The organism is Nocardia sp. NPDC050713 (assembly GCF_040654315.1).
Classification (GTDB): Bacteria; Actinomycetota; Actinomycetes; order Mycobacteriales; family Mycobacteriaceae; genus Nocardia.
The window spans coordinates 487,365-501,001 of sequence record NZ_JBFAHS010000001.1; the positions used below are offsets into that span (position 1 = coordinate 487,365).

General features: G+C 68.3%; 12 protein-coding genes and 1 tRNA gene. 6 read left to right on the plus strand and 7 right to left on the minus strand.

What is annotated here, in order from left to right; genetic code table 11:
• Positions 1–222: 222 nt before the first annotated feature.
• Positions 223–1,206 carry a LuxR C-terminal-related transcriptional regulator gene (locus AB0H49_RS01760; RefSeq protein WP_355000197.1) on the minus strand — a complete coding sequence of 328 codons (984 nt, stop codon included), beginning with the start codon at positions 1,204–1,206 and terminating at the stop codon, positions 223–225.
• A gap of 230 nt (positions 1,207–1,436) precedes the next feature.
• On the minus strand, positions 1,437–2,240 hold the full coding sequence (locus AB0H49_RS01765) for a M23 family metallopeptidase (RefSeq protein WP_357246033.1): 804 nt from the start codon (positions 2,238–2,240) through the stop codon (positions 1,437–1,439).
• Between the two features lie 274 nt (positions 2,241–2,514).
• Between AB0H49_RS01765 and AB0H49_RS01770 the strand changes: the two genes are divergently transcribed.
• Together AB0H49_RS01770 and AB0H49_RS01775 are read left to right on the plus strand one after the other, a co-directional pair.
• Positions 2,515–3,579: a nitronate monooxygenase gene (locus AB0H49_RS01770; RefSeq protein WP_357246036.1), complete on the plus strand. Its 1,065-nt coding sequence runs from the start codon at positions 2,515–2,517 to the stop codon at positions 3,577–3,579.
• Positions 3,580–3,647: 68 nt separating this feature from the next.
• Complete coding sequence (locus AB0H49_RS01775; RefSeq protein WP_355000200.1) at positions 3,648–4,040, plus strand: SCO5389 family protein; 393 nt, start codon at positions 3,648–3,650, stop codon at positions 4,038–4,040.
• A 164-nt stretch (positions 4,041–4,204) separates the two neighbouring features.
• On the opposite strand, the gene AB0H49_RS01780 is transcribed toward AB0H49_RS01775, so the two are convergent.
• Positions 4,205–5,668, minus strand: coding sequence for an NAD(P)/FAD-dependent oxidoreductase (locus AB0H49_RS01780; RefSeq protein ID WP_357246039.1), 1,464 nt, complete (start codon positions 5,666–5,668; stop codon positions 4,205–4,207).
• A gap of 114 nt (positions 5,669–5,782) precedes the next feature.
• Between AB0H49_RS01780 and AB0H49_RS01785 the strand changes: the two genes are divergently transcribed.
• The 3 genes from AB0H49_RS01785 (at position 5,783) to AB0H49_RS01795 (ending at position 9,232) form a co-directional block, all read left to right on the plus strand.
• A complete protein-coding gene (locus AB0H49_RS01785) occupies positions 5,783–6,175 on the plus strand; it encodes a metalloregulator ArsR/SmtB family transcription factor (protein WP_355000202.1) in 393 nt (130 codons plus the stop codon).
• Positions 6,172–7,437: a cation diffusion facilitator family transporter gene (locus AB0H49_RS01790; RefSeq protein ID WP_357246043.1), complete on the plus strand. Its 1,266-nt coding sequence runs from the start codon at positions 6,172–6,174 to the stop codon at positions 7,435–7,437. Before AB0H49_RS01785 ends, AB0H49_RS01790 begins: the two co-directional genes overlap by 4 nt.
• 157 nt (positions 7,438–7,594) lie before the next feature.
• Complete coding sequence (locus tag AB0H49_RS01795; RefSeq protein ID WP_355000204.1) at positions 7,595–9,232, plus strand: long-chain fatty acid--CoA ligase; 1,638 nt, start codon at positions 7,595–7,597, stop codon at positions 9,230–9,232.
• Between the two features lie 346 nt (positions 9,233–9,578).
• Here the strand turns inward: AB0H49_RS01795 and AB0H49_RS01800 are convergent, their stop codons facing one another.
• Positions 9,579–10,784 (minus strand): AI-2E family transporter, encoded by a 1,206-nt coding sequence (locus AB0H49_RS01800; RefSeq protein ID WP_357246047.1) that lies wholly within the window; start codon positions 10,782–10,784, stop codon positions 9,579–9,581.
• A 108-nt stretch (positions 10,785–10,892) separates the two neighbouring features.
• A complete protein-coding gene (locus AB0H49_RS01805; protein ID WP_357246050.1) occupies positions 10,893–11,738 on the minus strand; it encodes an alpha/beta hydrolase in 846 nt (281 codons plus the stop codon).
• Between the two features lie 53 nt (positions 11,739–11,791).
• Here AB0H49_RS01805 and AB0H49_RS01810 point away from each other — a divergent pair, with 53 nt between their 5' ends.
• Positions 11,792–12,403 (plus strand): TetR/AcrR family transcriptional regulator, encoded by a 612-nt coding sequence (locus AB0H49_RS01810; protein WP_357246053.1) that lies wholly within the window; start codon positions 11,792–11,794, stop codon positions 12,401–12,403.
• A gap of 459 nt (positions 12,404–12,862) precedes the next feature.
• Here the strand turns inward: AB0H49_RS01810 and AB0H49_RS01815 are convergent, their stop codons facing one another.
• Both AB0H49_RS01815 and AB0H49_RS01820 read right to left on the minus strand, forming a co-directional pair.
• The gene (locus AB0H49_RS01815; protein ID WP_357246055.1) at positions 12,863–13,216 is read right to left on the minus strand and encodes a DUF6086 family protein; all 354 of its coding nucleotides are present in this window, start codon (positions 13,214–13,216) and stop codon (positions 12,863–12,865) included.
• 251 nt (positions 13,217–13,467) lie between these two features.
• A tRNA-Arg gene (locus AB0H49_RS01820) sits at positions 13,468–13,543 on the minus strand.
• Positions 13,544–13,637 lie beyond the last annotated feature (94 nt).

Genomic DNA, 13,637 nt, shown 5'->3' on the forward strand with positions numbered 1-13,637 from the left:
GTATTCACCTCTCGCGTCGAGCTATCACCGCACGACCGAAAGCAGATCAGTCCCCGCCCATCCTGAACTGCCGTGGGTCGGCGCGGTCCGAGCAATCACATCAGTGTAGGCGGGCGGCCGCAACAGGCCGACCGGTCTGATCTACTCGGTTACCAGACCAATCGTTGACGCTTGCGCCGCGTTACACCCTGGTCGAGGCTACCTTCACCCTTTTGTGGCAGCTCACAGCCACCCTCGGCGGGTGGCTTGTACACCGGCCTGGAAGCGAGTACTCGCACCGAGGCGTTCCAACAGGCGGGCGGTGCGGCGGACCACCGTGCGGCGGGACATGCCGAGCCTGCGGGCGATCGTGTCGTCGGTGGCGCCGAGGCCCATAAGGGTGAGGATCGCTTTGTCGCGGTCGTCGAGTTCGTCGGCGCTCGGGTTCACCGAGATCGGCGCGGCCAGTGACCACAGCACGTCGAAGGTGCGCACCAGCAGGCGCAGCGCCGGGGATCCGGTGAAGCGCAGACCCATCGGGTCGGGACGGCGTTCGTCGGCGTGCAGCACCAGGTTCGCCCGCTCGTCGTCGACGATGATCAGTTTGAACGGCGGTTCGGGCAGCGTGCGCGCTTGAGCGCCGCTTGCGTTGGTGGACAGCGCATGCCGTAGCCGTTCCGCGTCCTGGTAGATCGTGTCCTGGTAGAGGGTCTGATAGCGGATGCCCTCGCCGAGCCTGGCCCGCTTCAGCAGGTATTGCTGGTTCTCGCGCTCGATGTCGCTGAGGTAGGGGCCGCGTTCGATGATCTTGACCGAGGTGCGCGCCGAGGTCTGCATCTCCTCGAAGTCGGCCAGCATCTCCAGGCGTTCGAAGACCGGGACCACGGATCCGTTGCCGCGCGGCGAACGTCGCACCGAGCGGAAGGTCTCGCTGAGACGCGCTGCCGCGGCGTGCATCTGGTTGATCTCGTGCTGGCGGCGCCGAGCCTCGGTCTCGGACAACGATTCCGGGGCGTGCGCGTCCCAAACCGGTTCACCTTCGGCATCTTCGAGCCGGACCGCGGCCTGCAACGCACAGAGAAGTTCGAGGGTGGCGGCGGCCTCTTCCGGCGTCACGTCGAGGTAGCGCGCGATATCGGCGAGGCCGGATCGGGGGTGGTGCACCAGCACGGCGTAGGCGCGCCCGTGCGGTGATCCCGGCTCGAAGATATCGCCCAGATCGGTCACGAAGCGAGCCTAACGGGCGCTGTCGGACGCCAGTCCGACGTCAACCGGCGCACGGCCAGAGCGAAGGCGGAGATACGCCGAATCGGTACTGCCGAACGCCAATCCGTCGTCAACCTGGCCGCAGCGAAGGAGGAAGTACGCCCGACCGGCGCTGCCGACGGCGGGATCAGACCGCGGATGGCCGCGGCGGAGGCGGAGCTACGCCTGAATCGCACTGGTGGACAGCGGAATCAGTGGGCGGAGGGGCCCCAGTGCATCGGGACGCCCTTGGAAGCGAGGTACGGCAGCGGGTCGATCTTCGCGCCGCTCTGGTCCCAGATCTCCAGGTGCAGGTGCGGGCCGGTGGACTGGCCGCGGTTGCCGACGGAGGCGATCACGTCGCCAGCGCGGACCCGCTGGCCCTCGGCGACATACATGTCGTTGACGTGGCCGTAGACGGCGGTGGTGCCGTCGTCTTGCAGCACCCGCACCCACAGGCCGAAGCCGGAGGCGGGACCCGCCTCGATGACGGTGCCGTTGCTGACCGAGTGGATCGGCGCGCCGAGCTGGTCGGCGAAGTCGATGCCGTAGTGGAACTGGCCCCAGCGGGTGCCGTAGCCGGAGCTGATCGCGCCGGCGACCGGGCGCACCGCGGGCGCGGGAGCGACCTGCTGGTGCACGCCCTTGAGGATGTCCTCGACCTGGGCCAGCGGGCCAGCGATCTCGGGCGGCAGGTTGTTGAAGCCGAACGGGGCGGCGACGGGCGCGGCCACCTGGGTCGCCTCCGGCGCGGGGGCAGCGATATCGGCGACCGGCGCCGCGACCTGCTTGGCCGCCGCGACGTTCTGGATGTCGGCGGTGCCCTTGAAGGTGATCTCGTCCGCGGCCTGGTCGGCGTCACGCGAAGGCGCCAGCGGGGAGGCGTTGGCGATGGCCGGGGCGACCTGGGCGACACCGCCGATCAGCGCACCGGCGGCGACGGCCGCACCCGCGGCCGCACGAACCCGCTCGACCTGCGACGACTCGGCGCGGTGCCGCGTCGGCCGACCCGTCACGCCATCGCCGATGAGGCTCTCGACCGTAATGGAACTGGGGCCTACCCGGTGCTGCGACAATGCTTCGTCCTAGCGTCCGACTACATTTCGGAACGAAGGCCGCCGCGTCGCGAACGAGATACCGGTGAAGTCGTTAGGCCCGAGGGCTCAGATTTCCCGGTGACCGAAGTTTGTAACGTTTCGGCATCCGTTGTGACGGGAACTCTACCCTGTCGTGACCATTCCGCAACCTTCGATCGCGAAGTCGCAGGTGAGGGCTGGATCACAGGTCTCGATGGGCGAGACTTGGACCGTGATCATCGACGAATTGCGCGTCCCGATAGTGCTCGCCCCGATGGCGGGCGGCCCGTCCACCCCCGAGCTGACCGCCGCGGTCGCGGAAGCGGGCGGACTCGGCGTGCTGGCCGCCGGTTACCTGAGCGCGGCCGACACCGCTGCCCGGATCGCCGCGACTCGCACCCTGACCGACGCGCCGCTCGGCGTGAACCTTTTCGCGCCGGGACCGCCGACCCCGCCCGCCGAGTACGCGGACTACCTCGCCGAACTCGGCGCCGGCCACGAGCTCGGCGCGGCGAAGCACGACACCGACGACTGGGACGCCAAGCTGGACCTGCTCGTCGAGTCGCCGGTCGCGGCCGTCACCTGCACCTTCGGCTGCCCCACCGCCGCCGAGGTGAACCGGCTGCACGCGGTGGGCTCGGAGGTCTGGGTGACCGTCACCTCGGTCGCCGAGGCCGAGACCGCGGTGGCCGCGGGCGCCGACGTGCTGATCGCCCAGGGCGCCGAGGCGGGCGGACACCGCGCCACCTTCGTCGACCGGGTCGCCGACGACGCCGCCGATCCGCTCGGCCTGCTCGCCCTGCTACAACTGCTCACCGCCGCGGTGGACCTGCCGATCGTCGCCGCGGGCGGCATCGCGACCGGCGCGGGCATCGCCGCCGCGCTCACCGCGGGCGCGTCGGCCGCGCAGCTCGGCACCGTCTTCCTGCGCTGCCCCGAGGCGGGCACCAACCCGGTGCATCGCGCCGCACTGCCGAGCACCGCCGCGACCATGCTGACCCGCGCGTTCACCGGACGGCGCGCCCGCGGCCTGCGCAACGAGTTCATGGACTCGCACAGCGCGACGGCGCCCGCCGCGTATCCGGAAATCCACTACGCGACAGGGCCGTTGCGGGCCGCCGCTCGCGCCGCGGGCAACCCCGAGGAAGTGAACCTGTGGGCTGGCCAAACCCAAGCGCTGACGCCGGAGCTACCCGCCCGCGAACTGATCGCCGAGCTGGCCGCCGCGACGAAAACCGCACTGAACTCGGCACTTTCGCGGCGAATCCAGGATTGTTGACAACCACTTTCGATTAGACTTCAGGGGCATCGCACCGCCATCCACCCCTTCCCAAGGAGGAGAGCGCTATGTCCCTCGATGTTCCCGCCGCACTGCTCGAACGCGCCGAGCGTGGCGAAGTCGACGACGCCGAATTCGTCGAATGTGTCCGGAACTCGCTGCCCTACGCCTGGGAAGTCGTGAGCCGGGTGGCCGGTGAATTGAAGTCGGGCACGGCCGAATTCGCCGACAACGTGGTCCCGCCGCCGGACGAGGTGGCCCGGGGTCAGCTGCTGCGCGCCCTGGCCTCGGACGCCATCCGCGGCGGCCTGGAGCGGCACTTCGGCGTGAAACTCGCCTTCCAGAACTGCCACCGGGTGGCGGCCTTCCCGATCGCGGCGGTGGGCGGCGAGACCTACCGCACCTTCATCGGCACCAGGGCGCAGCTACTCAACCAGAGCCCGGAGCTGCGCAACTGCTGAGGTGTTGCTCGGGGCAGTCCTCCGTGACGCGCGCACGGCGGGATCGGAGGAACGCCTGGAGACGTGGCGCTGTCGGCGGTTGGGGCCGACAGCGCCCGTCGGACAAGGGGATTCGCCCCCGCTCGGTCGGTGCAGGAGGACGACCGAACGGGGGCGTTTCGCGTTCAGACGCCGACCCGAGCCTCGTCGTAGTCGGACGGCTCGAAAGTCCTTGTCTTCCAGCGATACAGGACCGTCGCCCCGGGCCAGTTGTTGGTGATGCGCCCCGCCGCGTTGCGGTACCAGCTGGAGCAGAAGTTCCACGGGGTGTCCTTCAGCCGCCGCTGCAGCCAGTCGTCCCACCGCTGTTCGACCTGCGCGCTGGCGGCGAGGAAGCGGCCGGGATGCTCGGCCAGATATTCCACGACCTGCCGGATGTAGCGGGCCTGCGACTCCAGCATGTAGATGATCGAGCCGGAGCCGACATTGGTGTTCGGCCCGTACATCATGAACATGTTCGGGAAGTTCGGGACCGAAAGGCCCAGGTACGCACGGGCTCCCGCGTCACCCCAGACATCGGCGAGCTTGCGGCCGCCGAGGCCGTAGATGTTCATGGGGGCAAGGAACTCGGTGCCCTTGAAACCGGTGCCGTAGACGATCACGTCGACCAGGTGCTCGACGCCGTCGGCGGTGCGGATGCCGGTCGGCGTGACGGCCTCGATCGCCGTAGTCTCCACCGTGACATTCGGCTGGGCGAGCGCGGGAAAGTACTCGTTGGAGAACAGGCCGCGCTTGCAGCCCGCCGCGTAATCGGGGGTCAGCTTCGCGCGCAATTCCGGGTCGGGGACCTGCTTTTCGCGGTGCCGGTCGGCCAGCGCGATCACCGGGGACTTGATGGCCGGGATGTCGGTCAGCGCGAGTGCGAGCACCTCGAAGAACGACCAGATCGCGAACCGCTCGGCCCACCGGCTCGGCGGAAAGTACTTGAACAGCGCGTGGTGCAGCCCGTTGTACTCGACATCCGGCTTGGGCAGCACCCAGGCCGCGGATCGCTGAAAGAGCGTGAGGTGCTCGACCTTCGGCTGGATGCGCGGAATGTATTGAATCGCACTGGCTCCGGTGCCGATGCAAGCCACCCGCTTGCCGGTCAGGTCGACCTCGTGGTTCCACTCGGCGGAGTGGAAGGCCACGCCGGTGAAGGTGTCGATGCCGGGCAGGTTCGGCAGCGCGGGCCGGGACAGCTGGCCGACCGCGGGAATCAGGACGTCGGCACTCAGCTCCGCGCCGTCCGCGGTGGTGACCCGCCAACGGGCGGTGCCCTCGTCGAATTCGGCGTCGGTGACCTCGGTGCCGAAACGGATGTAGCGGGCCAGGTCGTGCTTGCGCGCGACGCCGCGCATGTAGTCGTGGATGTCGCGCTGTTCGGAAAAGCGCCGCGGCCAATCGGATTTGGGCTCGGAGGACCACGAATACAGCGGTGAGGGCACATCGCAGGCGGCGCCCGGATAGGTGTTCTCCCGCCAGACCCCACCGAGATCGGCGGCCCGTTCCAGGATGGTGAAGTTCTCCAGCCCGGCGCGCCGCAGCTCGAGCGCCATGCCGAGCCCCGCGAACCCGGCCCCGATGATGATGATGGACGGCGTTGACATGCTTCGAGGGTAAAGCGGGCGACGTCCGCCACCGAGGCATCAGCGGTCACCTAATCGACATTTTCGGCCACGTTGTCCATGGCCGCTGGGGACATGCTGTTCTATTATCTGCGTATGAATGCAGATAGCGACCAACCGCGGTTGCCGCTCGCAGAGGACCAGGTTGGGCTGGTCGTCGAGGTGTTCCGGATGCTGGCCGAGCCGACCCGCGTGCAGCTACTGTGGGCGCTGGTCGATCGCGAGCTGTCGGTGAACGACCTGGCGGGCGCGGTCGGCAAGCCCGCGCCGTCGGTCTCGCAGCACCTGGCGAAGCTGCGGATGGCCCGGCTGGTGCGGCCGAGGCGGGCGGGCACCACGATCTTCTACAGCTTGGAGAACGAGCACGTCCGCCAGCTGGTGGTGGACGCTGTGTACAACGCCGAGCACGCCGGACCCGGCATCCCGCCGCACCACCGCGGCGACGGCGCGGTGGTCGAACTGCCGAATCGGAATCGAGCGGCGCGGTGACTCATACGAAACGGCAAGCGGGACAGATCTCGTCGGCGGCCACCGGCGAGAACCGTGAGGCCGAGCGCCACGGGCACGAGCACGGGCCTGGGCACGGCCATGAGCACGAGCACGACGGCGGCCCCGAGCACCGGCGCGAGCACGAGCACGACCGCGAGCACGAGCACGAGCACGAGCACGAGCACGAGCACGAGCACGAGCACGGCAACGAGAACGGTTACGACCACGGTGACGAGCACGGGCACAAGCAAGGCCACGGGCATCGGCGCGGCCACACGCACGCGCACGGCCACACGCACGAGGACGGCCATGGGCATGTAGGCGGCCTTCGGGGCGCGCTCCGGGAGATCTTCGTCCCGCACAGCCACGACGCCGCCGACAGCATCGACGACGCGCTCGAGGCCAGCGCGGTCGGCATCCGCGCGGTCAAGCTCAGCCTCGTGGTCCTCGGACTCACCGCCGCACTCCAGGCGGTCGTCGTCGCGGCCTCGGGGTCGGTGGCGCTGGCCGCCGACACCATTCACAACTTCTCCGACGCGCTCACCGCGGTGCCGCTGTGGATCGCGTTCGCACTCGGCAGGCGCGCGGCCACCCGCCGCTACACCTACGGCTTCGGCCGGGCCGAGGACCTCGCCGGGCTCTTCGTCGTCGCGATGATCGCGCTCTCGGCGCTGATCGCCGGGTACGAGGCGGTGCGCAGGCTGATCAATCCGGTGCCGATCGACCACCTCGGCTGGGTCGCGCTGGCCGGGCTGATCGGGTTCCTCGGCAACGAGACCGTGGCGCTCTACCGCATCCGGGTCGGGCGGCGCATCGGGTCGGCGGCCCTCGTCGCGGACGGATTGCACGCGCGCACAGACGGTTTCACCTCGCTGGCGGTGCTACTCGGCGCGGGCGGTGTGGCACTGGGCTTCCCGCTCGCCGATCCGATCGTCGGCCTGCTGATCACGCTGGCCATCCTGGCCGTGCTGCGCACCGCGGCGCGCGACGTCTTCCACCGGCTCATGGACGGGGTCGAACCGAGCCTGGTGGCGAGCGCGGAGCGGGCGCTCGCGGCCGAGCCCGGCGTCGAGGGCATCCGCAGCCTGCGCATGCGCTGGATCGGGCACCGGCTGCACGCGGATGTCGAACTGGACATCGAGCCGACCATCACCCTGGCCGACGCGCACCGTCTCGCGCACGAGGCCGAGCACACCCTCACGCACGCCGTGCCGAAGCTCGACACCGCCTTGGTACACGCGTATCCGGCCCATATCCATTGACAGCTCACGCTTTTCGACGGCCGCGCTGACCTGGGAAAACTGAGGGCATATGCCCCGGCTTTTGATTTCGGTCACGGCCGGTCGCGGTGTGACGACGGTTCGGTAGCATCGCCGATGTGACGTGGCTCATGCCGGCCACGAGGATAAGGAGTACCCGATGTTGAGCACCATGCAGGACGAGCCGCTCTCGCTCGCGACGCTGCTGAAGTACGCCGCTACCTTCCAAGGCGACAGCACCGTGTCCACCTGGACCGGCACGGGCGTGCGCACGATGACCTACCGCGAGATGGGCGCCGAGGCGGCTCGGCTGGCGAACGCGCTGCGCGGGTTCGGCATCGGCGTCGGTGATCGGGTCGGCACCTTCATGTGGAACAACAACGAGCACATGGTCGCCTACATCGCCGTGCCCGCCATGGGCGCGGTGCTGCACGCGCTCAACATCCGGCTGTTCCCCGAGCAGGTGGTCTACGTGGCCAATCATGCCGAGGACCAGGTCGTCATCGTGGACGGCACCCTGGTGCCGATGTTCGCCCAGCTTCTGCCGAACCTGAAGACGGTGCGCCACGTCATCGTCGCCAACGGCGACGCGTCCGCGTTGCAGGCTCCCGAAGGCGTGCAGGTGCACTCCTACGCCGAGCTGCTCGCCGCCCAGCCCGACACCTTCGACTTCCCGGTGATCGACGAGAAGTCCGCCGCCGCAATGTGTTACACCTCGGGCACCACCGGTGATCCGAAGGGCGTCGTGTACTCGCACCGCTCCAACTGGCTGCACGCCATGCAGGTCTGCTCCCCGATGGGCATGGGCTTCACCGGAGCCGACTACGTGCTCGCCATCGTGCCGCTGTTCCACGCCAATGCCTGGGGCCTGCCCTACGCGGCGCTGATGTCGGGCGCGAACGTGCTGATGCCGGACCGTTTCCTGCAGCCGGGACCGCTGCTGGAGATGATGGCCGACCAGCAGCCGACCTTCGCCGCGGCCGTCCCGACCATCTGGGGCGGCGTGCTGGCGGGTCTGGCCGCCAAGCCGCAGGACATCTCGCACCTGCGCACCGCGGTGGTCGGCGGTTCGGCGGTGCCGCCGTCGATGATGCGCGCCTTCCAGGAGCAGCACGGCATGCGCATCCTGCACGCCTGGGGCATGACCGAGACCTCGCCGCTGGGTAGCGTCGCGCACCCGCCCGCGGGCGTCACCGGCGAGCAGGAGTGGGAATTCCGTTACACGCAGGGCCGTTTCCCCGCCAGCGTGCAGGCCCGGCTGGTCGGCGACGACGGCAGCGTGGTGCCCAACGACGGAGAATCGCTGGGCGAGTTGGAGGTTCGCGGTCCGTGGATCACCGCCTCCTACTACTCCCCCGACGGCGGGGTGATAGACCCGGACAAGTTCGACGACGGCTGGCTGCGCACCGGCGACGTCGGCAAGATCAGCCCGAACGGCTACCTCACGCTGGTGGACCGCTCCAAGGACGTGATCAAGTCCGGCGGTGAGTGGATCTCCTCGGTGGACTTGGAGAACGCCGTCATGGGCCACCCGTCCGTCGCCGAGGCCGCCGTCATCGGCGTGCCGGACGAGAAGTGGGACGAGCGGCCGCTGGTCGCGATCGTGCTGAAGGAAGGCACCGAGGCCAAGGCCGAGGAGCTGCGCGACTTCCTCGCCGACAAGTTCGCCAAGTGGCAGCTGCCCGAGCGGTGGACGTTCATCGCGGAGGTGCCCAAGACCAGCGTCGGCAAGTTCGACAAGAAGCGCCTGCGGGCCCAGTACGCGGATGGTGATCTGACCGTCACCACGCTGTCCTGAGTTGATCGCGAAGCCCGGTTCCGTTGTGCGCCAGAGGAACCGGGCTTCGTGCTGACAGCGACAGGTTCCGCCCCCCGCGCGCGATCGGATTCCGGCTTCGCTGCGTGCCACCAACCAGGCCTCGCACGGTCAGGAACCCCGGTCTCGCTGCGCGCCACCGGGTCGAGCCTTGCGCTGGTGCCGCGTCGAGAATGGGCGCGTAGCCGACCGAAGGCCCCTTCATCCCGCCAAACCGACCGGAGTGACCTTCATTCACCCGACCTGCGCGCCCCACGAACTGGCCGAGGGCGACCTTCACCGCCGTAACCGGAGCCTGTGCAAGTCGCTGAAAGCGGGCAAAAGGCTGTCAGGGCGCTGGATCGGCTCCGGCTCGACGGGCGCGTTTGGCCTGGGCGCGGTCGATGCGCGGATCTTCCGTGACCTCATAGCGTTTCAGGTACAGACTCACGAAGGACTGCACGGTGGCGGTGGCCGGGATGGCGAGCAGCGCACCGATCGCGCCAAGCAACGCTCCACCCGCGAGCACGGCGAGCAGGGCGACGGCCGGGTTGACGTCGACGGTGCGCGCGGTGAGCTTCGGTTGCAGCACGTAGTCCTGGAACTGCTGGTAGACGATGACGAACAGAATCACCCAGACCGCGTCCAGCGGCCGGATCGTGAGCGCGACCAGCACCGGAAGCACCCCGGCGAGATAGGTGCCGACGGTCGGCACGAACGAGGCGACCACGCCGAACCAGACGCCCATGGCGATCGCGTTGGGCACGCCGAGCACCGCGAGGAAGACGCCGTGCGCGATCGCGGAGATCACCGCGAGCAGCGCGCGGGAGTAGAGATAGCCGCCCGTCTTCTGGATGGCGAGATCCCAGGCGCGCAGCACCGCGTCCTGCCTGGTCGGCGGCAGCAGCGAGCACAGCGACCGCCGCAGCCTCGGCCCTCCCGCGGTGAGATAGATGCTGAACAGAGCGATCAGCAGCAGTTTGGCCAGCCCGCCGACGATCGTGGCGGACAGGCCCCAGGCATGGTTGGCCGCGCGCTCGGCGTAACCGGTGAGGGTGTCGGTGTCCTTGGTCAGCTGTTCGCGGAGCTGGTCGAGGGTGAAGTCCTGGTCGAAGGTGCGGTTCACCCAGTCGACCAGGTCGTCCACCAGCCGCGGCAGCTCGATCACCAGGTCGTGGACGGTCTCCACCAACAGGATTCCGAGCGCGAAGACGAACCCCGCGACGAACAGGAACACCAGCACGAACACCACCGCGGTGCCGAGTCCACGGGACATGCCGCGCGCGTCCAGACTGTCCACCGCGGGTTCCATCGCCAGCGAGACGAAGAACGCCACGAACAGCACGAGGAACAAGCCGATCAGCCGGTGCGCCGCCCAGTCGAGCAGCTGGAAGGCCCCTAGTAAGAGGAAGGCCAGCACCAGCGCCCTCGGCAGCCAGGCGGGCATCCGGGCACGGTCTCGCGTGGAAACCGGCTCCTCGCGCGCCGCGACCTCGGAGCCCGCGGGCTCCGATGCCTCGGGACCCGGCTCGGCGTCGGGCGGGTGGGCGGCCACGAGCCCAGTGTTGTCCATCCCGCCGTGAATCCCGGGTTGCGACCCGCGCCGGATTCGGGCCGTTCGCTTTCGCTGCGCTGTGTCCCCTCGGCCGCTATGCGGTGTGGTTCAGCGCTGGGCTCTGTCGCCCGTCAGGAATGCGGAGATGGCCGCGCGGACCGTATCGGGTTGGTCGAGCATCGACAGCACGTAGGCGTCCTCGATCTCGATCAGCCGGGCGCGCGGGATCAATTCGGCCAGACGGCTGCCGTGCTCGCGCGGCATCACCTTGCCCGCCGAGGACCACAGGATGAGCGCGTTGCCCGAAAAGTTGCGCAGCGCTTCGGTGTTCGCGATGAGCTCGGGCTTCGGGAAGCCGGATTTGGTGTAGGCGAGCAGATCCCGGCGGATTCGTTTGTCGCGCAGGCCGGGCTCGGTCCAGCCGCGCACCAGTTCGTCGGAGAGTGGAGTGCGCGCCATCCAGCCGAACAGCAGCGGCGAGGCGCGAAGCCACGGTACGCGTAATTGCCGCAGCGCCAGCGTTATTCCGCCGGGAACAGCGGTCGCGAGGGCGGCCATCTTGCCGGGCAGGCCGGGCGGGAAGTTGTCGAACGCCTCGCACGGCAGCACGATCAACCTGCCGACCCGCTCGTCCAGGCCGTAGGCGGTGAGGAACAGGCCGCCGCCCCAGTCGCTGTGCACGAGGGTCACATCGCGCAGGTCGAGCGCGGCGAGGAAGTCCGCGATGAGCTGATTCAATCCGCGCAGACTCAGGTCGACGCCAGGCTTCAGCGGAATCGGATGCGCGCCGAGCGGCAGGTCCGGCAGCACGTACCGAAACCCCGCGGGCAGCCGGTCGAGCACCGAGTCCCAGACCGTGTGATTCATCAGCAGCCCGTGCAGCAGCACCACCGGCGGCCCGTCGCCGCGCTCCACATAGTGCAGTTGACCAGCGGGAAGATCGACCGTCGGCATCGGTTTCCTCCATTCGAGCGATCGCTCTAGAGTATTTGCTCTAGTCTGGAACGGTGACCGAGAAGATGTCAACAGGCACCCGCGACCGCCTGGTCACGGCCATGGCGGAACTGATGCGCACGCGCGGCTACAGCGCGACCAGCGTCAAACAGATCACCGTGGCAGCGGCCGCGCCGATGGGCTCGCTCTACCACCACTTCCCCGCGGGCAAGCCGCAAATCGCCGCCGCCGCCCTGCGCACCTCCGGCGCCGCCTACATCCAGCTACTCCCCCTGCTCATGGACCCCTACGACGACCTACGCGTAGCAGTGCCCGCCGCCTTCACCGCCGCCGCCGAACAGATCGAGCAGACCGACTGGATCAACATGTGCCCCGTCGGCACCGTCGCGGGCGAGATCGCCGACAGCGAGCCGGAATTGCGCGAGGTCGCGGCGGAGGTCATCGGATTCTGGATCGAGAAAGGGACGAACTACTTCGTCCGCCGCGGCGTCGACACCGGCGCGGCCCGCGACCTGATCCTTGCGATCCTCAGCGCGCTCGAGGGCGCCTTCGTGCTCAGCCGGACGCTGCGATCGGCGGAGCCGTTGCATTCGGCCGGGCGGGCGATGGGGGCGCGGGTGGAGGAGATGCTGGCCCAAGCAGGTGCGGCGGCCCGGCCACAGTAGGAGCACGTCGGCGGCGGTTTGCGACGTCGTTCATGCCGGCCGGTAGGCCGCGCAGCCCTCGGGCCGAAATTGATGCAGTCGGCGGCTGCCGCGATACCACCAACATCGATGCGGTGGAGCGCGAGACGTCCCACCCCACTTTCCGCCGGGCCTCGGGCAGCGCGCGAATCGGCGGCGGTGGCTCCGTTCCGCGGGTCCTCAGTCGTGGACTCGGACGACAGAGGCGTGCACATCTGTTCCGGGTTCCGCGCTGAAGCTGACATGCTCGACTACCTTGTGAGATCGACGCTGTTCGCCCGCAGAATGAACCGTTCGGTGTGACGGTTGGCCAGCGATGATGAGGGGAACGAGCGATCGCTTCAGCGACCTTGGGTCCGATCGGGTCGGCTTTCGTGGCCCGGGCAAGGTTGGCGTGGTGGATCAGCCCCGCAGGGCGTCGATGATCTGGGCGGGCCAGCGCTACCTCGGCATCCCAAGGCTGGTTGCCCATGAGATGAAGGCACTTTCTTCATTAGTTTTTGGCGTCAGCGGGCGTTTGCAGTAGTTGAGGATGTTCACAGCCGGGCCAAGTGTCGCGCCCAGCATTGCCTTGAAAGCAGCGTTTTGGGATGAGAAGTATTCGTTGAAGATGACCAGCGTGGTCTTCTCGAAGACTTCGAGGTCTATCTCGTACATATCGCTGGCGATCGCCGTTAGGCCAGTTGCCACGTTCAAAACCGAACAAATATCGGTGTGTATACGTACGAACAGTTCGCCCACCCGCAATGCCGGGCTCCATACTGTCTGGTCATCGACGTCGAATACGTAGCTCATAATTCCCTAGCTGACTAGCCCCGACCGCGAACAGTGCATCACACCCCAGGCCATTGGCGAAGCCGCAAGGGGCGGCGGTGGGCGTCCTGGAGACGATCGGGTACGGATGTCCCGTTGACCGATGCGTTTCCATGTTCGCTGTGCCCTACCACTCCACAGGGTGAACGCGACTGACCGGGGCTTTCGTGATGAGACTTCCTCGGAATCACGAAGTAAGAAGCCGATGACCTGAGGAAATCGTTGTCGCATGTTGGTGCCCTCGGCAGGATTCGAACCTGCGACACCCGCTTTAGGAGAGCGGTGCTCTATCCCCTGAGCTACGAGGGCTGACCAGATGGTCGTGTGTCCGACCCGGACGGCGGGGAGTCTACCGGTTGATGGGCTGAGGAACAGCATGGACGGTGCGGGGCGGGGCAGGCCG